This window comes from Corynebacterium sp. 74A, from assembly GCF_008930665.1.
Taxonomy (GTDB): Bacteria; Actinomycetota; Actinomycetes; order Mycobacteriales; family Mycobacteriaceae; genus Corynebacterium; species Corynebacterium megadyptis.
Window position 1 is genome coordinate 132,201 of the sequence record NZ_PQMG01000002.1, and the last position, 20,319, is coordinate 152,519.

The window sequence follows — 20,319 nt, forward strand, 5'->3', positions numbered from 1 at the left end:
CTAGTTGTTCTCGCCGCGGGAGTCATCGTCCTCGCCGCTAGTATCGGCATTGTCCTCGTCATCCGCCGCAGGAACCACGGTGTTATCGGATTCGGGAACATCCTCCTCGGCGGCGTCGCTGACTTCCTTGATCGCGGCGGCAGCCTCGGGGGAGATCTCGGAGAAAGTCTCCTGCGGCAGCGGCTTCGGGCGCGGAGTGAAGGTGAAGGTGGCGTCGTCGGTGTTCTTGGACTCGCCGTCCCAGCCCTCGACATCGACGGTGATAATCTCTCCGGCACCGACCTCGCCAAAGAGGATGCGCTCGGACAGAGCATCCTCGATATCGCGCTGAATGGTACGACGCAGCGGACGAGCACCCAAGACCGGGTCAAAGCCACGCTTCGCCAAAAGGTTCTTGGCCTTATCGGTGAGCTCGATACCCATATCCTTCTCGGCGAGCGCATCCCGCACGCGGGAGATCAAAAGATCCACCATTTGCACGATCTCATCACGGGTGAGCTGATGGAACACCACCGTGGAATCAATACGGTTGAGGAACTCGGGGCGGAAGTGCTTCTTCAGCTCATCATCCACCTTCTGCTTCATCCGCTCATACTGGGCCTCGTGGTCCATCTCCGAGGTGCCGGTGAAGCCCAAGCCCACCGGCTTGGAGATGTCCTGGGTGCCCAAGTTCGAGGTGAAGATCAATACCGTGTTCTTGAAGTCCACGACGCGGCCTTGGCCGTCGGTGAGTCGACCATCCTCGAGGACCTGCAACAGGGTGTTGTAGATCTCCTTATGCGCCTTCTCGATCTCGTCGAAAAGCACCACGGAGAAGGGCTTGCGGCGCACCTTCTCGGTGAGCTGGCCGCCCTCTTCATAGCCCACATACCCGGGAGGGGCACCGAAGAGACGGGAGGCGGTGAAGCGGTCATGGAACTCGCCCATATCGATCTGGATGAGGGCGTCTTCCTCGCCGAAGAGGAACTCTGCCAGAGCCTTGGACAGCTCCGTTTTACCCACACCGGAGGGGCCGGCGAAGATGAACGAACCGCTGGGGCGCTTCGGATCTTTCAGGCCAGCACGGGTGCGGCGGATGGCACGAGACACTGCCTTCACGGCATCGTTCTGGCCGATGATGCGCTTGTGCAGCTCCTCTTCCATGTGGAGCAGGCGATCGGATTCCTCTTCGGTGAGCTTGAAGACGGGGATACCGGTCCAGTGGCCGAGCACCTCCGCGATCTGCTCCTCGCTGACCTCAGCGATGTCCTCGAGGTCGCCAGAGCGCCACTGCTTTTCCTTTTCGGCGCGCTCTTCACCCAGCTTGCGCTCCTTATCGCGCAGGCCGGCGGCCTTCTCAAAGTCCTGGGCGTCGATCGCGGCTTCCTTCTCGCGGCGCACGCTCGCGATACGCTCATCCACCTCGCGGATGGAGTCGGGGGCGGTCATGCGCTTAATGCGCATCCGGGCACCCGCCTCATCGATCAAATCCACGGCCTTATCCGGCAAGAAGCGATCATTGATGTAGCGGTTGGACAAATTAGCGGCTGCGGACAGGGCGCTATCGGTGATAGAGACACGGTGGTGCGCCTCGTAGCGGTCACGCAGTCCCTTGAGGATCTCAATGGTGTCCTCCACCGACGGCTCGGGAACCTGCACCGGCTGGAAACGACGCTCGAGGGCCGCATCCTTTTCGATGTGCTTGCGGTACTCATCCAAGGTGGTGGCACCGATGGTCTGCAGTTCACCGCGGGCCAGCTTGGGCTTCAGCAGCGAGGCAGCGTCGATGGCGCCCTCGGCGGCGCCGGCACCCACGAGGGTATGAATCTCGTCGATGAACAAAATGATGTCGCCGCGCTGGTTAATCTCCTTCAGCACCTTCTTCAGGCGCTCCTCGAAGTCACCGCGGTAACGAGAACCGGCCACAAGAGAACCCAAGTCCAGCGAGTAGAGCTGCTTATCCTTGAGGGTCTCCGGAACCTTGCCATTAACGATGTCGAGGGCAAGTCCCTCCACCACGGCGGTCTTACCCACACCGGGCTCGCCGATGAGCACGGGGTTATTCTTCGTGCGGCGAGACAACACCTGCATAATGCGCTCGATCTCGTCCTCACGGCCCACCACGGGATCCAACTTGCCATCCTTGGCGGCCTGGGTGAGGTTACGCCCGAACTGGTCCAACACCAGGGAATTAGAACGCTCACCAGCGCCACCGCCACCGCGGCCGCCACTGGCTGCACCGGCGCCGAGCACCTTGCCACCGGCAGGTGCGGCGCCACCCTCGTCCTCGGAGCCTTCTTGGCCGCCCTCATAGCCGGAGAGCAGCTGGATAACCTGCTGACGCACGCGCGGCAGATCCGCGCCGAGCTTCACCAGCACCTGTGCGGCTACGCCCTCGCCCTCACGAATGAGGCCGAGCAGCAAAAACTCGGTGCCGATGTATTTGTGCCCCATCTGCAGGCCCTCACGCAGGGACAGCTCCAACACCTTCTTGGCGCGTGGAGTAAAGGGGATATGCCCACTGGTTTGCTGGGTGCCGTGGCCGATAATCTCCTCGACCTCTTGGCGCACAGCGTCGAGAGAGATGCCCATCGACTCGAGCGCCTTCGCGGCTACACCTTCACCCTCGCTAATAAGACCGAGCAGGATGTGCTCGGTGCCAATGTAGTTGTGGTTAAGCATGCGAGCTTCGTCCTGCGCTAGCACGATCACTCGACGGGCTCGGTCCGTAAATCTCTCAAACATAGTGTTGTGTGTCCCCTTTACTTCATAAGCCGCGCGCGATAGTACGCGCGCCGGCTCATTCAACTGGTGTTATTCGCTACACACACTCTAACGCGCGCGCGGCGGTGGTCATCCCCGTCGCCGGCTGCCGCACCTCCTCCCACGGCAGCCCTGCGCATGTTTGTGCTGCTCAGGCCGCCTTGTGGAAGGTGTACGCCTGTAGCGAACACGCAGGGCGAGGCGTTCTCAACGCGCCTCGCTCCTTGCCCTCAAAAAACTATAAGGTTAGGCTACACTCTAACATTTTCTGTGTGGGGGTTGAGCTCCCTCCTATTCGCTGCGCAGCGCACCGAGTTCGTAGGGGCTCACCACTGCCCCACCCTTGGTGAAAGGACATTCATGACTGCCTCTGTTGCCGAGCCCTTGTCCCTAGCATTGAAGGCCTCTACCGCCCAGGCCCACGACTTGGCGGAAAACGCCGAGTTCATCAAAAAGGTAGTCGGCGGCGAACTCGATGTCGCCGCCTACACCGCCCTATTGGAGCAGACCTATCAGTTCTATGCCGCTCTGGAGTCCATGAGCCGCGGCCTGCAAAATGATCCGATTTTCGCGCTCATCTATGACGAGACGCTGATGCGCCTGCCGCAACTGCGCAAGGATCTGCGTGCCCTGCACGGCTCGGATACATGGCGGGAAAATCTCACCATGCTTCCCGCCACCGCCCGCTATTGCGTCCGCCTCGCGGAGATCGGCGCACTGGCCGATGGACCGGCGGCTCTCGCACACCATTATGTGCGCTATCTGGGCGATCTCTCGGGCGGCCAGGTGATTGCGGTGATGCTCAAGCGCCACTACGGGGTGAATGAGGAGGCGCTGAACTTCTACCGCTTCATCGGCATCGACAAGCCCAAGAAGTATAAGGACTCCTACCGCGAGAAGCTGGATAATCTGCAGCTCACCGAGGCGCAGCGCGAGCATGTTCTCGACGAGGCTGCCCGCGCCTTCCGTCACAATATGGAGGTCTTTGGCGATCTCAAGGAGCTCACTGGGATCTAACCCCCTGCTGGGTGGTGGGCGCTGCGCTGGTTGTCGCCGCCGCAGCAGCCCGCACCCAGTGGCTCCGCCGAGCACGCGCGCCGAGAGCCGGAAACGAGTAGTGTCCTGGCACGCACGTAGAGTACGGGGTATGCGTTTTCTCGAAGAACCTACCCATGAATTGACCTACTCCGACGTGTTTATGGTGCCCTCGCGCTCCTCCGTGGGCTCGCGTATGCACGTTGATCTCAGCACCAGTGACGGCACCGGCACCACCATTCCTCTCGTGGTGGCCAATATGACGGCCGTCGCTGGTCGCCGCATGGCGGAAACGATCGCCCGGCGCGGCGGGCTCGCAATCCTGCCGCAGGATGTGCCCGCAGAGATTGCCGCAGAGACGATTCGCACGGTGAAGGATGCCCACCTCACCTTCGATACCCCTATCACGGTCAAGCCCCACCACACCGTGGGTTATGCCCGCAACCTGATTCATAAGCGCGCGCATGGCGCCGCCATCGTGGTGGCGGAGGATAAACCGGTGGGCCTTATTACGGAAAAGGACCTTGTGGGCGCCGATAACTTCACCCAGGTGGGCGCGCTCATGGCCACCTCCCTACTCACCCTGCCGACGGATATTGATCCGCAAGAGGCTTTTAGCCGGCTGCGGGATGCCTCCCGCAAGCTCGCCCCGGTGGTCGATAGCGAGGGCCGTCTCGCGGGGATCATGACCCGCACCTCCGCGCTGCGCGCCACGGTCTACACCCCCGCAGTAGATGACTCTGGGCGGCTGCGGGTGGGCGCTGCCATCGGCATCAATGGCGATATTGAGCAGCGCGTGCGCGTGCTTGTCGACGCCGGCGCTGATGTCTTGGTCGTAGACACGGCACACGGCCACCAGGATTCCATGATCGCCGCCGTAAAGCGGGTGCGGGCAATGGATCCAGGGGTTCCGATTGTGGCCGGCAATATCGTCACGGCCGAGGGCGTACGCGATCTCGTCGCAGCGGGCGCCGACATTATCAAGGTGGGTGTCGGCCCGGGCGCGATGTGCACCACGCGCATGCAGACGGGCGTGGGCCGCCCGCAGTTCACGGCGGTACTCGAATGCGCGGCGGCGGCCCGTGAGCTCGGGGCGCATGTGTGGGCCGATGGCGGGGTGCGCGATCCTCGCGATGTGGCGCTGGCACTTGCTGCGGGCGCCTCGAATGTGATGATCGGTTCGTGGTTCGCCGGCACCTTTGAATCCCCGGGCGATCTCATGCACGACGCCGATGGGCGCATGTACAAGGAGTCCTTCGGCATGGCATCACGCCGGGCGGTGGAAAACCGCAATCAGCGCACCGAGGCCTTCGAGCGCGCCCGGCGCGAAATGTTTGAAGAAGGCATTTCCTCTGCGCGTATCTACCTCGATCCTGCCCGCGGCGGGGTCGAGGACCAAGTGGATTCCATCATCAGCGGTGTACGCTCCTCCTTCACCTATGCCGGTGCCGCCTCGATTCCGGAGTTCCACGAGCGCGCCGTGGTGGGTATTCAATCTGCCGCCGGCTACCAGGAGGGCAAGCCCCGCTCCTCGCGCGGCTAAACCCCGCCACTCTGCACGCCCCCCACAATGACAACGATGGCAGCACCCTCATCAGAGGATGCTGCCATCGCAGACGTCAACAGACGTAAACGGCAAGGGCGCGGTTATTAGAGTCCGAGGGCTGCAGCGAACTCTTCCTTGAGCTGCTCTAGCCGCTGTTCAGCGGCGGCGCGATCAGAGGCGATCACCTCGAGATAGCACTTGAGCTTCGGCTCTGTGCCAGAGGGACGGGCGACAATGCGATCGCCGCCATCGGTTTCCACCCAGAATCCGGTGGTGGGCGGCAGCCCGCGGAATCCGGCGGAGAGATCCGAGAAATCCGTTACGCTTGCGCCCGCCAACGTGGTCGGCGGAGTGGTCTTGAGCCGCTCCAGGGCGGCGGCGATGGCCGCCGGGTCGGACATGCGGAAGGTCAATGGCGAGGTGACATACAGCCCATAGGCTGCGGCGATCTCGTCGAGGAAATCCTGCAAGCTCTTTCCCTCGGCGCGGAGGCGATCCACCAGATCGGCGACGCGCAGGCAAGCGGTGATGCCATCCTTATCGCGCACGATCTCCGGATCGGTGCAGTAGCCCAGTGCTTCCTCGTAGCCCATGATCATCTCTGGGGTGCGGGCGATCCACTTAAACCCGGTCAGGGTGGGCTGGAAGCGCAGGCCGTGGCGCTCTGCCACCTTGCCCAACAGGCGCGAGGACACGATCGACGCCGCCAGCGTGGCGTCGTCACCCTCGTGGGAGCGGGCGATGTCCTCGGCGAGTACGGCGCCCACCTCATCGCCGGAGAGCTGGCGCCAGCCTTCGGCGGTAGGAATGGCCACGGAGCAGCGATCCGCATCGGGGTCGAGGGCGAGGATGAGCTCGGCGCCGGAGCGCTCGGCGGTGGCGATGGAGAGATCCAGCGCCCCGTCTTCCTCCGGGTTGGGGAAGGCCACGGTGGGGAAATCAGGATCGGGCTCGAATTGCTCAGCCACCGGCGTCACCGCGCTGAATCCCGCGCGGGAGAGCACGGTCTGCAGCACGCGGCCACCCACACCATGCATGGCGGTGAACACGATGGGCAGATCGGATTCCCCGCTGCCCCGGCGCAGGCTCACCGCACGGGAGAGATACTCCTCCAGCACCGATTCGGCCACCGGCTCGATATTTTCTTTGCGGCGCGGAATCTCATCGGCGTCTGGGGCGGCGGCGATAAGCTCCGCGATCTCCTTATCGGCGGGGCTGATCAGCTGCACGCCCTTGGCGGCATCACTATCTACCACGCGGCCACCGAGGTAGACCTTATAGCCGTTATCCTTGGGCGGATTATGCGAGGCGGTCACCATCACGCCGGCATCGGCATCGAAATGACGCACGCAGAAGGCAGTGAAGGGGGTGGGCAGCTGCGGCGGAATCAGGTGCACGATGCACCCTGCCGCGGCGAAGATCTCTGCGGCAGCTTGGTGGAAACCGGCGGAGCCATAGCGCGCATCGCAGCCGATCACCACCACGGGCCGCTCCACCTGAGAGTTCAGCCATGCGGCCACGCCGGCGGTGGCGCGGGAGACGGTCGCCACGTTCATCCGTGACTCACCGCCCTCGAGGCGGCCGCGCAAACCGGCGGTGCCGAACTCCAGCGGGCCGGCGAAGCGGGCGGCGAGCTCCTCGGTATCAGCCGCGTCGAGCAGGCGCTGCAGCTCGGCGGCAGTGGTCTCGTCGGGGTCGTGCTCGATCCACCGAGCGATCCGAGAACGATCGATAGTCATTTAGTCCAACTCCTTCAGAATGGCGGCGGAGGAGGAGCAGCCGAGACGGCTGGCCCCAGCGTCGATCATGGCGCGGGCGGTGGCGAGATCACGGATCCCGCCGGAAGCCTTCACTCCGAGGCGGTCGCCCACGGTCTCGCGCATGAGGCGAACGGCCGCAACGCTGGCGCCGCCGGCCGGGTGGAATCCGGTGGAGGTTTTAACAAAGTCAGCCCCAGCGGCCTCGGCGGCTTGGCAGCAGCCCACGATCTCCTCGTCGTTGAGCACGGCGGATTCGATGATCACCTTGAGCAGCGCGCTCGGGATGGCCGCACGCACGGCGGCGATATCGGCCTGCACGGCTTCGAAGTCGCCTTCCTTGGCATCGGCGATATTGATCACCATGTCCACTTCGTCGGCGCCCTGCTGCACCGACAGCGCGGCCTCAGCGGCCTTGATCTCCGACTGCACGGCACCAGAGGGGAAGCCGCACACGGTGGCCACAGCAACACCCTCGGGGGCGGTGATGGGCAGCTCGGAGGGAGAGACACAGATGGAGAACACTCCTAGCTCGCCGGCCTCGGCGGCGAGAGCCTCAAAATCGGCGCGGGTGGCCTCCGGCTTCAGCAGGGTGTGGTCGATATAGCGGGCGAGTTCTGCTCGGTTCAAGCTCATAACAACAGTCTCCTTAAACGATGCGATCAAGAATGATGGTGCGGGCCGGGGCTGGGCCATCGCCGATGACGATGCCCGGGCGGATGGATTCCAGCGCCCGCTCGATGCGATCGGGGGTTTCGGTGTGCAGGGTGAGCAGTGGCTCTCCCTTCTTCACCTCTTGGCCAATCTCGGCATGAATTTCAATGCCGGCGGTGGCCTGCACGGGATCTTCCTTGCGGGCGCGACCGGCGCCGAGGCGCCAGGATCCCACGCCCAAAGCGAGCGCATCCAGCTGGGTGAGCACGCCATCGCGCTCAGCGCGCACGACCTCCTGATGCGGGGCCACGGGCAGGGCCGCGTCCGGATCGCCGCCTTGAGCGCGGATCATCTTCCGCCAGGAATCCATGGCGCGGCCATCCTTGAGGGCCTCCTCCACGTCCGGATCATGTACGCCCACCAGCTCCAGCATCTCGCGGGCCAGCTCACAGGTGATCTCCACCAGATCAGCGGGGCCGCCGCCGGCGAGCACCTCGAGGGATTCCTCCACCTCGAGGGCATTGCCAATCTTGCGCCCCAAGGGGGTGTTCATGTCGGTGAGGAGTGCTCGGGTGTTCACTCCAGCGTCATTGCCCAGATCCACCATGGTGCGGGCGAGGGCGCGGGCCTGGTCGAGGTCCTTCATGAACGCGCCGGAGCCGACCTTCACGTCCAGCACCAGCGCCGAGGTGCCTTCCGCAATCTTCTTGCTCATGATGGAGGAGGCAATCAGCGGGATGCAGTCGACAGTGGCGGTGATATCGCGCAGCGCGTAAATCTTCTTATCCGCCGGGGCGAGGCCGGCGCCCGCGGCCGCCACCACCGCGCCCGAATCCTCAAGGATGGACATGAGGCGATCATTGGGCACATCTGCCTGCCAGCCAGGGATGGACTCCAGCTTGTCGAGGGTGCCGCCGGTGTGGCCCAGGCCGCGGCCTGAGAGTTGCGGCACCGCCACTCCATAGGAGGAGACGAGCGGCCCGAGCGGGAGCGTCACCTTGTCGCCGACGCCGCCGGTGGAGTGCTTATCGGTGGTGGGCTTCGACAGCCCGGAGAAGTCCATGGTGGTACCGGAGGCGATCATCGCCTGGGTCCAGTCCACAATCTCGCGACGGTTCATATCGCGGATGAAAATGGCCATGTTCAGTGCCGCCATCTGCTCATCACCCACGACCCCGCGGGTATAGGCATCGATGACCCAGTTGATCTGCTCAGTGGAGAGTTCGCCGCCATCACGCTTGGTGCGGATGATATCGACGACATCGAATTGTTCAGCCATATCGCCTCTGTCCTCTTTCCTCTAGCGGGCCCCACCACGGCAGTGACCCCACTCACCATGGCTCCCCAAAAGTTAGGTAGACCCTTGATATTGCTCTTTGAGACCAAGTATCATCCCGCTTAGAACAAATGTCAATACGTGGATTGCCAATTGTTCCCTGTTTGTCGCGCTGTGCTTTCCGACGAGGGACCGTACGCTGATCAGCTAAGAGCTTGACCGCAGCCAACGCCGATTCATGCCCGGAGAGCGGCGTCGTCAAGCGTGCTTCTTCTCCCCAGCGAAAGGACCACCTCGCATGGTTGATCACGCCTCCTTGCTCGCGCGCGCCCGCGAAGCCGCCGAGCACGCCTACGCCCCGTACAGCGACTTCCCCGTGGGAGCCGCCGTGCTGAGCGCAGACGGAACAATCTACACCGGATGCAATGTAGAAAACGCCTCCTATGGGCTCACCCTGTGCGCCGAGCGCAATGCCACTACCACCATGATCGCCCGTCTCGACCCCAGCGATAGCGTGGGACGACGCATCGATACGGTCGCCATCGTGGGCCTGAACGCGGCTCCCTGCTGGCCGTGCGGCGCGTGCCGCCAAGTGCTCCGCGAGTTCGGCTGCACCACCGTCGTGGTGGAGGATGACAAGGGCGAGCCTCTCAGCCTGAATTTCGACACACTCCTGCCCTATTCCTTCGGGCCCGAACACCTCTCTAAGGAGGCATAACCTATGGATCGCTTCCAAGGCCTCATCGGCATTTTTGTGATCTTCGCGGTACTGATCGCGTTATCCTCACATCGCCGCCAGATCAATTGGCGCACCCTGGGCGTGGGCTTATTGCTCCAGGTGTCCTTCGCACTATTGGTGCTGAAGTGGACTCCCGGTTTCCACGCTCTCGAAGCTGTCTCCAGCGCAATTGAGAAGCTGATCGACTACACCAACAAAGGCACCTCCTTTGTCTTTGGTCCCCTCTTCGGCGAGGACGTGGGCTTTATTTTCGCCCTCAACGTCTTGCCGGTGATTATCTTCCTCGGCGCCATCATCGGCGCCCTGTACTATCTACGCATTCTGCAGTGGTTCGTGGAGATCGTGGGTACCATTCTGCGCAAGGTGCTGGGCGTATCCAAGATCGAGGGTGTGTGGGCCTCGACGGTTGTCTTCCTCGGCCAGTCCGAGGCCCCGCTGGTGATTAAGCCGTGGCTGCCCAAGCTCACCCGCTCCGAGCTATTTACCTGCATGTCCGGCGGATTCGCCGCCGTGGCCGGCTCCACCTTGGTGGGCTATTCACTGCTGGGCGCACCGCTGCCCTATCTGCTGGCCGCCTCGGTGATGAACGCCCCCGGCTCGCTCATGGTGGCCAAGGCCCTCATGCCCGAGACGGAAGAATCGCAGGTGAACGCCAATGTGCGCGAGGTGCGCGATGAAGATTCGCGCAACATTATCGACGCCATCGGCACCGGCGCGCTCTCCGGTGGCCGGATCGCCGTCACCGTGGCCTGCCTGCTGGTGGCCTTCATCGCCGGTATCGCTATGGTCAATGCCGGCATCGGCGGCATCGGCAGCATCTTCGGCCAAGAGAATTGGTCCCTCGAGGGACTATTCGGCGTGCTCCTCTCCCCGCTGGCATGGGCGATCGGCGTGCCCTGGGAGGAGGCCAGCTTGGTGGGTAACTTCATCGGCCAAAAGACCATTCTCAACGAGTTTGTCGGCTATACCGCCTTCTCCGAGCACGTGGATGATCTCTCCGCGAAGTCCGTGATGCTCACCTCCTTCGCCCTGGCTGGTTTCGCCAACTTCTCCTCTATCGCCATCCAGATTGGTTCCTTCGGCGCCCTCGTTCCCGAGCGCCGTTCCGAGGTAGCCGAGCTCGGCATCAAAGCCCTTTTCGCCGGCTTCTGCACCAATATGCTCAACGCCGCCATCGTAGGCATCGTCGCCTTCTAGCTTCGACGCTTATCGACGCCTCCCCGCCGCCACTCACACTGCGGTGGGGAGGCATTCCTCTGTCCAGGGCCACCACGCCGCAGCCGCGCCAGCCGGTGGGAATCCTTAGCGCTCGAGGATGGCGCAGGCGGTCTGGTGGTCAATCACCAGATGCGTGGCCAGCCCCATGCGCAGCGCGGCGGCAATGGCGGCGGTTTTGGATAGCCCTCCGGCCACGAGAATGCGCACCGGGCGGGAGGAGAGATCAGAGAGGCTAATCCCCACGGTGCGCTCGTCCACGCTCGGGGCCGCAATGGCGCCCTCGCTGGTGAAAAAGCGCGAGCAGGCATCGCCCACCGCGTCCCTCTCCAGCTGCTGGATCTCACGCTCGCTGAGATAGCCCATGGATAGTGGCAAAGAGTCGCGGTGCACCGCGCCGACGGTAAAGATCGCCACATCCGTATGCGCCCCGAGTTCCAAGGTGTGGCTGATGAGCCGATCCTGCTCCACCACGGCTTTAGTTTCGGGGTTATCGAAAATCACGGGCAGCGGCAGGGTGCGGGCATAGGCACCGAAGGCACGGCAGAAGAGATTGATGGTCTCGATATCGTTGCTGGAGCGTTCGCTATAGCTCAACCCGCCCTTGAGCTGCACGATCTCCACGCCTTGGCGCGGGGTATCGCCGAGGGCACGCGCCACGGCATACATGGTGTTTCCCCAGCTCACACCCACGAGATGCCCGTCATCGACGTGCTCTTGCAACACCAGCGCCCCCATGCGGCCGAGCTCTTTGAGAATTTCCTCGGAGGAATCGCGGGCGGTGTGCACCACGCGCACCTCTTTCAGCCCGTACTGGCCAAAGCGTTCCACCAGGGTTTCGGCCACATGGCCGCGTTCTTCCCGCGGGTCGAGGATCTGGATGACGACATAGCCGCGCTCCCGGGCGTATTGCAGCAGCTTCGCCACGGTGGGGCGGGAAATACCCATCTCGGCGGCCACCTCGGCCTGGCTCATCTCAGACTCGTAGTAGAGCTTCGCCGCGCGGAGGGCCTGTTCATCGCGAGCATCCATACCGTGGAGCCTTTCCTTCATCGATGTATTCACAAGCGGCGCTAGGAGAATCTAGCGGTTGAGGGCCGCGGTGGCGGAGCGATCAATACGGCCGAAATTGTAGTAGGCGGCGCAGGCCCCCTCGGGCGAGACCATGCAGGTACCGATCGGGGTGGCGGGCGTGCAGGCGGTGCCGAAGACGCGGCACTGCCAGGGCTTGATCCGGCCGGTGAGCACACTCCCGCACTCGCAGGCCTTCGGATCTTCCACCCGGCGGCCCGGAATATCGAAGCGCTTCTCTGCATCCCACGGCGCATAGTCCTCGTGGATAGCCAGGCCAGACTCGGGCAGTGTCCCCAGTCCGCGCCACTCGAAGCTCTCCCGCACCACAAAGGTTTCACCCAGCAGGGCCATGGCTTGTTTATTGCCGCCGGGCTGGACCACGCGGGCGTATTGGTTATCCACTCGCGCCAGCCCAGCATCCACGTCACCGCTGATACATTGCCGCAGCAGCATCGCCACAGATTGCAGCACATCGAGCGGCTCGAAACCGGCCACCGCCACGGGCATATCGTATTCAAAGGGCAAAAACTCGAAGGCGTCCGTGCCCACGATCGCGGCCACGTGCCCAGGCCCGATGAAGCCATTGACGATCGCCCGCAGGGGCGGCTCAATGAGGACGTGATTGGAAAACACCGAAAAGTTCTTAATGTCGAGCGCCTTGGCGGCGCGCAGCGTGGCAGCGGTGGAGGGCGCCGTGGTTTCAAATCCCACGGCAAAGAAGATCACGTGCTTATCGGGGTTCTTCTTCGCCAGCTCGAGAGAATCCAAGGGCGAGTACACGAACTCCACATTGGCGCCACGCGCTCGGGCATCAAGCAGCGAGCCCTCCGATCCGGGCACGCGCATCATGTCCCCGAAGGTGGTGAAGAGCACGTCCGGCTGGGACGCCAGCCAGAGGGCGTCGTCGACACGCCCCATGGGGATCACGCACACCGGGCAGCCAGGGCCGTGCACGAGATTGATGGAATCGGGGAGCAGATTCTCGATGCCATAGCGGTAAATGGTGTGGGTATGCCCGCCGCAGACCTCCATCAAAGACAACGGCTCCTCGAGGGCAGCGGCATCGCGTTCAATACGATCTAGCAGGGCCCGCGCTGCGGCGGGGTCACGGAACTCATCAACAAACTTCATCGCAACCGCTATCCGATATCCGAACGAGAGAAAGAATCGAGCTCATCATCGAAGGTCCCACCACCGAGCTGCTTGATTTGCTGCAGGGTGAGAGCGGCCTCATCCTCGTCGATCTTCGATAGCGCAAAGCCCACATGCACCAGCACCCATTCCCCCTCCTCGAGGGCCTCGCCCACCAAGAGATCGGTGGAAATCTTCCGGCTCACCCCAGACATTGACACTGTGGCACGGTGGCCATCCTCAATGTCCACGACTTGTGCGGGTACTCCCAGACACATCGGTGTTCCCTTCTTCGGTGCTAGCGAGGATTCTCAGCTTTATTCACAAATTTTACTCCCGCTGCGCGGGCTCACCTAACGCGGATGGGCCCTGGCGGTGCCCCCGCGGCAGCCGCTCCGGCCGCAGCAGATTGAGCTCGGCGATAGCGCGAAGCGAGGCTTCGGCATCCGCCGCGTCCACCACGGTCATGGCGAAGCCCTGTTGGATCAGCACATAGTCGCCCACCTCGGCCTCGGGCAGATAGGACATATTCACTTCCCGCCGCTGCCCGGCCATATCCACCTCGGCCATGCTCAACAGGCCAGGCTCGCGGGAGAGAATCTTGGCGGGGATTCCGAGACACATCTTTAGTCCTCCTCCTCGGCGCTCGCAGCCGATACGGTATCTTCACGCAGCTGCAGCCCCATCTGCCCCCGCGGGGCAGCGGCGCAGGGCAGGCAGGGATCAGCGGTACGGATCGATTCCTCCACATCGGAGTCCTGCACCAGCGCGTGACGCATCATCTGCGCCAACCAGTACTCGTTCTGGGCGGTGGGGGTGAGGATGCGGCACTCCACCACTCGCTGCTGCTCATCCACCGTATATGTGTGGGCGAGTAGCCCGCGCGGCCCATCGACGACCCCGGTGAAACTGCCCGCCCGCGGCTGCAGCTCCGCCTGAATATCCGCACCATAGAGCTCCTTTTCCGAGCGGAGCCGCTCGACTGCCGCCATGCGGCGGCGAATCTCCGCCACCATGACCGCCGTCAGGCCCCGCTCCGCAGTGGCGGCATCAGCATGTGCCACCGGGCCCACCCGGTAGGGCTGCCACTGCCCCGAGGACAGCTGCACCTGCGGGCGGGGTGCCGGATCACCGGGGCGCGTTTCGCGGATACGTTCAGCGCTGTCCGCCGCGGCGAAGCTCTCGCCTGAGGAGAGCACAATCCGGTCCCCCACCGGGTCCGTTCCCAGGTGCATATCCACTCCCTGCCACGGGGGCACGGGAGATTCCGCCGCGGCACACTCCAGCAGCTCCGCGCACAACTGCTCGACATCCAGATCGAGCGCCTCCACCGCGCCCCTATCGGCGGGGGCCACCACCCCACCCGGGGTGGCTACGCGGGGAAAATGCCCGGTGGCCCCGGCAGCCGCCATGAGTGCGTCGCCACGCTCTTTGAGCGCCCGTGCACTCTGCGGGCTCACGCTGAGGAACTTGGGCGCATAGGCGGACAGAGCGGCACCGTGGAGCAGGAGCTCCCGCACAGCGCGGGCGGTGGCGGGCAGAGTGGACACACCGTGCATCCGATCGAGCGCCGCCATCCCCGCCAAGTGGTGGGCCACGGGGCAGAGTCCGCAGAGGTGAGTCACCATGTGCACCACCTCGGCCACCGGTTTTCCGAGTAGTAGCGGCTCCAGTCGCGGCAGCCCCGAGAGGTCAAAGTGGGCATCAACGATGCGCCCGTCTCTATCGCGAGTGTAGAGCACCGTGGCCTCGAAAGGATCAATGATGGCGTCGAGGCGGATGCTGGTGGAGGAGTTAGACATAATAGATTCCATGCATGAATTCAGCCTGCTGAGCGGCGTTGTCTCCACTGTATCCGCCCACGCCCCGGGAAGAACTGTGGAAAAAGTGGCGTTGCGCGTGGGCAGCCTCGCCGGTGTGGTCACCGAGGCGCTGTACGCCGCGTGGCCGCTGGCCCGCAGCGGCACCTGCTGCGCCGAGGCGACGCTGGACGTGGAGAACATCACCGCCACCGTTTACTGCCCCAGCTGCGCTGGGGAGGTGGAGATTGATGAGTATTTTGCCCTGACCTGCCCCCGCTGCGGCACGCCCACGGCGGACCTGCGGCGGGGACGCGAGTTCGAGATCGCCTATATTGATCTCACCGATCCCCCGGCTTCGTAGCTCCACAGCGTTCACCTCCCCGTGTCGGTGCTCTCGGCGGCCAACCAGTCGGCGATCACCTCGCGGGCGGCGGCGACAGCCTCCGGCAGCGCGGCGATCACCGGTTCGCTCAGGCCCACCGATAGCTCAGTGCTGGCGGGCACCACGCCCACCACGGCTATCTCCTCGGGTTCTGTGCCCAATAAGCGCGCCGCAGCAAGCAGATCCAGCAGACTCACTTGATGCGGGGAAAGATGCGACTGCACGAGCCGCGGCAGCTGGTCTCCGCGCAGGACTGTGACCTGTCCCGGCTGGGCACCCGCGATGGCGTCGAGAAGCAATAAACGGCGCGCCTGCTGTACCACGGGAAGAATCTCCATACCGGAGGTGCCGCCATCGATGAATTCCACGGGGCCGGGGCAGGCAGGATCCGCGAGGGGCTGGCGGCGATGGCTCGGCACCCACGCCAGCTCTGCGACCTCGCTGTCGCCGGTGGCCAGCTGACGCAGCAGCTCGAGACCGATCCCGTCATCGGACATGATGGGATTACCAATGCCCACCACCGTCACCGGCGCCGCCACTAGCCGATCTCCGGGGCGTCATAGGGCTGGGCGCCGCGGCGCAGCCACACTCCGCCGTTGATCATGGAGGAGACGCCACCATGGCGCTCGACCGAGTCCGCCCGCACCGCGAGATAGACGTGAATCCAGACGAACATCCACACGATGAACATGATCATGGCGTGAATGAGCCGCATGGTGGGGATACCGGTCCAGTGCACCGGGTAGCTAAAGAAGGACCAGATGATCGAGTTCTGGTTGTAGAGCCCGTAGAGCGCTAGTCCGCTGAGCATTTGGAAGAGACAGAGCAGATAGATCGCGGTATAGGCGAATTGCTGCAGCGGGTTGTGGGTGAGATAGAGCGGCGGGTGCTTCTGCAGGAAGAGATAGTACTTCAGGGTGCCCACCAGCCCGTGTAGATCCCGTTTGGAACGAATGGGCCACATCGCTCGCCATCGTAGCTGGCGGTGCCGCGAAGTTACCCAGATCACGCAGCGGGTAAAGCCCAGCAGCAGCCAGAGGAACGCGGCCACGAAGTGGATAAAGCGCACCCAGCCCATGAGATAGCCCAGATCGCCGCCGGGTTGCTGGGCGGGAAGCAGGCCGGGGTTCATGATGAAATAGCCGGTGACGGAGAGGATGACGATGAGCGCCACATTGCCCCAGTGCTGCAGGCGAAGCGGCACCGTCCACAGATTCACCCGCACCCACTGGTTGGGATTAGCGCGCACATCCTTCATCGCGCGGTCTTTGTCCTCGACCTTCACCCCCACCACGCCTTGAAAGCGGAAGGGGCCGGGCTGGCCATCGGCATCCACATGGGCGGTGGCGATGCCGAGGAGGCGTTCACCCTTACGGCGGGCCGTCTTGACGGTCTGCACCAGTGGGGCGCGCTCCTCGTTCGACAGTTGCGACTGCTCGAGTACCGCCTCATAGTCGCCGCGCATAATCATCCGGGTCTGGTGCTCTTTATTGATCGTGATCGTGTCACAGACCGCCAGCGAATAGGGGCGCTCGGTACTGGCCGCGTCGAAAGATACGGCCGTCAGCTCCGCTTGGTCGATATCGGGGCGATTGACGTGCAGCGAGGTGCGTAGCGCCCGCTCCACGGGATCGGTGCTGTCCTGCGGCCCCACCGCGGCCAAGGCCAGAAGCCGACCGCTGGAATAGTGCCCCACCGAATAGGCCCGAGTCGGGCGCAGCACGCGCTCTGCGCCTTGGGGGCGGCGCTTCTTCGAGTGTGACTCGGCCCCGCGGCCCGAACCGTGCGGTGTGTGGAGGGTGGTCATGGCGTCATCACCTCCATCACGCTCTCCCCGTTGGGGTCGAGCACGTGGACCGCGCAGGACATGCACGGATCAAAGGAGTGAATGGTGCGTAGCGGCTCCAGTGGCTGCTTCGGATCGACCAGCGGGTGCTTGCCGCCATGGGCGAGAGAGTGTTCATAGGGCCCCATCTGGCCGCGGGCATCGCGGCCGCCCGCCAGCCAGGTGGTGGGCACCACCGCCTGGTAGTTATCCACCTTGCCGTCTTTAATCCGCACCCAGTGGCCGAGCGTGCCGCGAGCCACCTCCAGCATGCTGAACCCCTCGCATTCCTGCGGCCAGCTGGAAGGCTCCCAGGTGGAGGAATCGAAGACGTCGATATCACCGCGGCGCAGGCCGTCGATGAACGCGGGCAGAATCGTATCCGCCAGGGCCTCGGCGGTGGTCACCGCCTCCACGGCGCGGGCGAAGGTGCGCCCAGCGGTGGAGTTGAGCTGCTCCACACGAATATCCAGCGCCTTCATGGCCTCATTCACCAGCCGTGTGGTGGTGGGTTCTTTTTGCAGATACGCCAGCAGCACCCGCGCGACCGGCCCGACCTGTGTGGGGCGGCCATCGTAGCGGGGTGCTTTCGACCAGGTGTATTCTTCGCTGTCTCCGAGCCACTCATAGGGTGGCTGCGGCCCAGTGTAATCCACCACCGTTTCGCCTTCGGAGGGGTGCAGCCCCACGTCTTTGCCCTCGCTATAGCTGAACCACGCGCTGCTGACGAACTCGGTGATCTTGGCTGGGTCCAGCTCGTGCAGGGTGGAGTAATCGCCGTCGAGGATCACGCCGGGCCGAATATCGGGGTGGAAGGAGGACACGGGACGGCCGGTGGGATCGCCGCCATAGGTGGCGCCCGCCATGCCTACGGCGAGGAAGTTCGGGGCCGCCGCGCCAATATCGAAGTAGTCCTTATAGGCCCCCATGATCGCGACAGCATCTGGGTAGTAGCAGTCGTTGACGAACTCGAGGATCTCATCAATCCAGGAGGACACCTGATCGAGCTGCACCTGGTTGACGGTCTCGGACTTATTGGGGTCAATCGAGCACGCCATTCCGCCGACGAGGAAGTTGGGGTGCGGGTTCTTGCCGCCAAAGACCGTATTGATGCGGATGATCGAGCGCTGGAACTGCAGCGCATCGAGGTAGTGCGAGACCGCCATGAGATTCGCTTCCGGCGGCAGGCGATAATCAGGGTGCTCCCAGTAGCCATTGCTAAAGATGGAGAGCTGGCCGGAATCCAGCACCCCTTGGATGGTCTCTTTCACCTTCTGGAAGGTGGTTTCGCTGTTGTTCTTCCACGTCGATCCGATCGAGGCGGCAAACTCTACGGCTTTTTTCGGATCAGCCTCGGCCGCAGAGACCACATTCACCCAGTCCAGGGCGTGCAGGTGATAAAAGTGCACCACGTGATCGTGCACTTCCTGCGATCCCAGCACCAGATCGCGAATCAGTCGCGCCTGCTTGGGCACGGTGGAGCCGATGGCGTCTTCCACCGCCACCACCGATCCGATCGAGTGCACGCCGGTGCACACCCCGCAGATGCGGCCTACAAAGGCCCACACATCACGCGGGTCACGGCCCTCCACGATTTCCTCGATCCCGCGAAATTGCGTGGTCTCCGACCATGCGTTGGTGATCTTCTCCCCCTCGCGCTCCAGCTCGATACGCAGGTGTCCTTCGATGCGAGTGAGGGGGTCAATGACAACGCGCTCTGCCATTTACTTACCTTCCTTAGTGTGCGGTTCCGCCGGCCCTGCCTCGGGGGTAGGGTGGGCGCGTGACGACGCCGTCTCCTCGGCCTCGCCAGCAGCAGCGGGAAGATCACCGAAGGCCGCGAGCAGCTCCTCGTCCTTATCTCCCGAGCGGATCGGAATTGTTTTAAATGTGGTGATGCCGGCGTGCACGGCCGCCCCAGCAATGCCGGCGCCTACTAGACCCCACCCCACCTTCTCCGCGGAGGACTCGACGCCAAAAGCACCCACATTGGGGAGTTCCTCGTAGAAGGGAGTGAACTTGTCAAAGAAGTGCTTCTCGGTACAGCCGATACACGGGTGACCGGCGCCGATCGGCCAGCCGGAGCGCATATTCCACTGCACAATCGGGCAGGGGCTAAAGGTGGAGGGGCCTTTGCAACCCACCTCGTAGAGGCACCAGCCATTGCGTGCGCCTTCATCGTCGAAGGTCTTCACGAACTGCCCGGCATCAAAGTGGGGGCGCTTGGGGCAGGAATCGTGGATGCGCTGATCGTAGGCGAAGAGCGGACGCCCCTCGGCGTCCACCTTGGGCGGCTCGCCATGAGTGAGCAGGTAGGTGATGGTGGCGGTAATAACCTCGCCGATCGGCGGGCAGCCGGAGACATTAATCACCGGCTTATCGGTGATGATCTCCTCCACGCCCACCGCGCCGGTGGGATTGGGGCGAGCCGCCTGCACCGAGCCATAGACGGCACAGGCCCCGACGGCGAGCACCACCGAGGCCCCCTCGGCGGCCTCGCGCAGCACCTGCTCCGAGGTTTTGCCGCCAATCATGCAGTAGATGCCGTTTTCCTTGGTGGGCACCGAACCATTAACCACCAAAATATGGGGTTCGCCGCGCATATCCTCGAGGGCCTTCTCGGCCCCATGCCCAGAGGCGGCCATGAGCAGCTCGTTGTAATTCAGCGACAGCAGATCCAGCACCATATCTTCGACGGTGGTGCCGCCGGAACGGATGAGCGATTCCATACAGCCGGTACATTCCTGCAGCTGCAGCCACGCCACATTGGGCTTCTCGACGTTGCCTAGTTTCTCGGCAATTTCTTCTGCCTGGGCTTCAAATCCGCTCATTACTGGAACGCCGGTGGCAAATACTCCCGCCATGGCGCCACATAACTTGAGAAAGTCACGCCGCGGTACTCCGCGCATTTCCAGATTTTCTCGAAGGTTTTTCCCTTGCCAACTATTCGCCAGATGCATATATGGTGCCCTTATCTTTAACCATTCGCTTGCCGCGTGGCATGAATGTGTTGTGATAAGTCGCAAATCTCACCGTTGGAACAGACACAGGAAGCGGCGATGCGCAGCCACATTGTCACGCGGATAGTCCAGCATCGATTTTATCAACCGCATCATCGCCCTTTCAGGGCGTTGCGCAGGG

Annotated in this window: 18 protein-coding genes; 5 read left to right on the top strand and 13 right to left on the bottom strand. The window is 63.4% G+C overall.

Features of this window, described 5'->3' with window-relative positions:
• A complete protein-coding gene (locus tag GBB11_RS03600; RefSeq protein WP_151549848.1) occupies nucleotides 1-2,724 on the bottom strand; it encodes an ATP-dependent Clp protease ATP-binding subunit in 2,724 nt (907 codons plus the stop codon).
• Between the two features lie 378 nt (nucleotides 2,725-3,102).
• On the opposite strand from GBB11_RS03600, the gene GBB11_RS03605 reads away from it, so the two are divergent.
• Nucleotides 3,103-3,759: a heme oxygenase (biliverdin-producing) gene (locus GBB11_RS03605; RefSeq protein WP_151529837.1), complete on the top strand. Its 657-nt coding sequence runs from the start codon at nucleotides 3,103-3,105 to the stop codon at nucleotides 3,757-3,759.
• Between the two features lie 130 nt (nucleotides 3,760-3,889).
• Nucleotides 3,890-5,320, top strand: coding sequence for a GuaB1 family IMP dehydrogenase-related protein (locus GBB11_RS03610; protein ID WP_151549847.1), 1,431 nt, complete (start codon nucleotides 3,890-3,892; stop codon nucleotides 5,318-5,320).
• A 107-nt stretch (nucleotides 5,321-5,427) separates the two neighbouring features.
• Here GBB11_RS03610 and GBB11_RS03615 read toward each other — a convergent pair whose 3' ends face one another.
• The 3 genes from GBB11_RS03615 to GBB11_RS03625 are packed head-to-tail and all read right to left on the bottom strand — an operon-like array spanning nucleotide 5,428 to nucleotide 9,013.
• The gene (locus tag GBB11_RS03615) at nucleotides 5,428-7,062 is read right to left on the bottom strand and encodes a phospho-sugar mutase (RefSeq protein WP_151549846.1); all 1,635 of its coding nucleotides are present in this window, start codon (nucleotides 7,060-7,062) and stop codon (nucleotides 5,428-5,430) included.
• Entirely contained in the window at nucleotides 7,063-7,716 is a 654-nt protein-coding gene (gene deoC, locus GBB11_RS03620) for a deoxyribose-phosphate aldolase (protein WP_151549845.1), read from the bottom strand.
• Between the two features lie 13 nt (nucleotides 7,717-7,729).
• Nucleotides 7,730-9,013 (bottom strand): thymidine phosphorylase, encoded by a 1,284-nt coding sequence (locus GBB11_RS03625; RefSeq protein ID WP_151549844.1) that lies wholly within the window; start codon nucleotides 9,011-9,013, stop codon nucleotides 7,730-7,732.
• A gap of 295 nt (nucleotides 9,014-9,308) precedes the next feature.
• Here GBB11_RS03625 and GBB11_RS03630 point away from each other — a divergent pair, with 295 nt between their 5' ends.
• Both GBB11_RS03630 and GBB11_RS03635 read left to right on the top strand, forming a co-directional pair.
• Nucleotides 9,309-9,728, top strand: a complete 420-nt coding sequence (locus tag GBB11_RS03630) for a cytidine deaminase (protein WP_151549843.1) — start codon at nucleotides 9,309-9,311, stop codon at nucleotides 9,726-9,728.
• A 3-nt stretch (nucleotides 9,729-9,731) separates the two neighbouring features.
• Nucleotides 9,732-10,946, top strand: coding sequence for a NupC/NupG family nucleoside CNT transporter (locus GBB11_RS03635; protein WP_151549842.1), 1,215 nt, complete (start codon nucleotides 9,732-9,734; stop codon nucleotides 10,944-10,946).
• A 105-nt stretch (nucleotides 10,947-11,051) separates the two neighbouring features.
• Here the strand turns inward: GBB11_RS03635 and GBB11_RS03640 are convergent, their stop codons facing one another.
• Genes GBB11_RS03640 through GBB11_RS03660 form a run of 5 tightly spaced genes read right to left on the bottom strand, consistent with a single transcriptional unit; the run spans nucleotide 11,052 to nucleotide 14,971 of the window.
• A complete protein-coding gene (locus tag GBB11_RS03640) occupies nucleotides 11,052-11,996 on the bottom strand; it encodes a sugar-binding transcriptional regulator (protein WP_151549841.1) in 945 nt (314 codons plus the stop codon).
• A gap of 51 nt (nucleotides 11,997-12,047) precedes the next feature.
• A complete protein-coding gene (hypD, locus tag GBB11_RS03645; protein ID WP_151549840.1) occupies nucleotides 12,048-13,169 on the bottom strand; it encodes a hydrogenase formation protein HypD in 1,122 nt (373 codons plus the stop codon).
• Between the two features lie 8 nt (nucleotides 13,170-13,177).
• On the bottom strand, nucleotides 13,178-13,447 hold the full coding sequence (locus GBB11_RS03650) for a HypC/HybG/HupF family hydrogenase formation chaperone (RefSeq protein WP_151529846.1): 270 nt from the start codon (nucleotides 13,445-13,447) through the stop codon (nucleotides 13,178-13,180).
• Between the two features lie 52 nt (nucleotides 13,448-13,499).
• Nucleotides 13,500-13,793 carry a HypC/HybG/HupF family hydrogenase formation chaperone gene (locus GBB11_RS03655; protein ID WP_151529847.1) on the bottom strand — a complete coding sequence of 98 codons (294 nt, stop codon included), beginning with the start codon at nucleotides 13,791-13,793 and terminating at the stop codon, nucleotides 13,500-13,502.
• A gap of 2 nt (nucleotides 13,794-13,795) precedes the next feature.
• Nucleotides 13,796-14,971, bottom strand: coding sequence for a reducing hydrogenase subunit alpha (locus GBB11_RS03660; RefSeq protein WP_151549839.1), 1,176 nt, complete (start codon nucleotides 14,969-14,971; stop codon nucleotides 13,796-13,798).
• Between the two features lie 10 nt (nucleotides 14,972-14,981).
• Here GBB11_RS03660 and GBB11_RS03665 point away from each other — a divergent pair, with 10 nt between their 5' ends.
• Complete coding sequence (locus tag GBB11_RS03665) at nucleotides 14,982-15,332, top strand: hydrogenase maturation nickel metallochaperone HypA (protein WP_151549838.1); 351 nt, start codon at nucleotides 14,982-14,984, stop codon at nucleotides 15,330-15,332.
• An 11-nt stretch (nucleotides 15,333-15,343) separates the two neighbouring features.
• On the opposite strand, the gene GBB11_RS03670 is transcribed toward GBB11_RS03665, so the two are convergent.
• Genes GBB11_RS03670 through GBB11_RS03685 form a run of 4 tightly spaced genes read right to left on the bottom strand, consistent with a single transcriptional unit; the run spans nucleotide 15,344 to nucleotide 20,138 of the window.
• Nucleotides 15,344-15,850 (bottom strand): hydrogenase maturation protease, encoded by a 507-nt coding sequence (locus tag GBB11_RS03670; protein WP_255441717.1) that lies wholly within the window; start codon nucleotides 15,848-15,850, stop codon nucleotides 15,344-15,346.
• A 41-nt stretch (nucleotides 15,851-15,891) separates the two neighbouring features.
• A complete protein-coding gene (gene cybH / locus GBB11_RS03675; RefSeq protein WP_151549836.1) occupies nucleotides 15,892-17,160 on the bottom strand; it encodes a Ni/Fe-hydrogenase, b-type cytochrome subunit in 1,269 nt (422 codons plus the stop codon).
• Nucleotides 17,157-18,902, bottom strand: coding sequence for a nickel-dependent hydrogenase large subunit (locus GBB11_RS03680; protein ID WP_151549835.1), 1,746 nt, complete (start codon nucleotides 18,900-18,902; stop codon nucleotides 17,157-17,159). The genes cybH and GBB11_RS03680 overlap by 4 nt, the downstream gene beginning before the upstream one ends.
• Nucleotides 18,903-20,138 (bottom strand): hydrogenase small subunit, encoded by a 1,236-nt coding sequence (locus tag GBB11_RS03685; protein ID WP_151549834.1) that lies wholly within the window; start codon nucleotides 20,136-20,138, stop codon nucleotides 18,903-18,905. It lies immediately after the preceding gene.
• Between the last annotated feature and the right edge of the window lie 181 nt (nucleotides 20,139-20,319).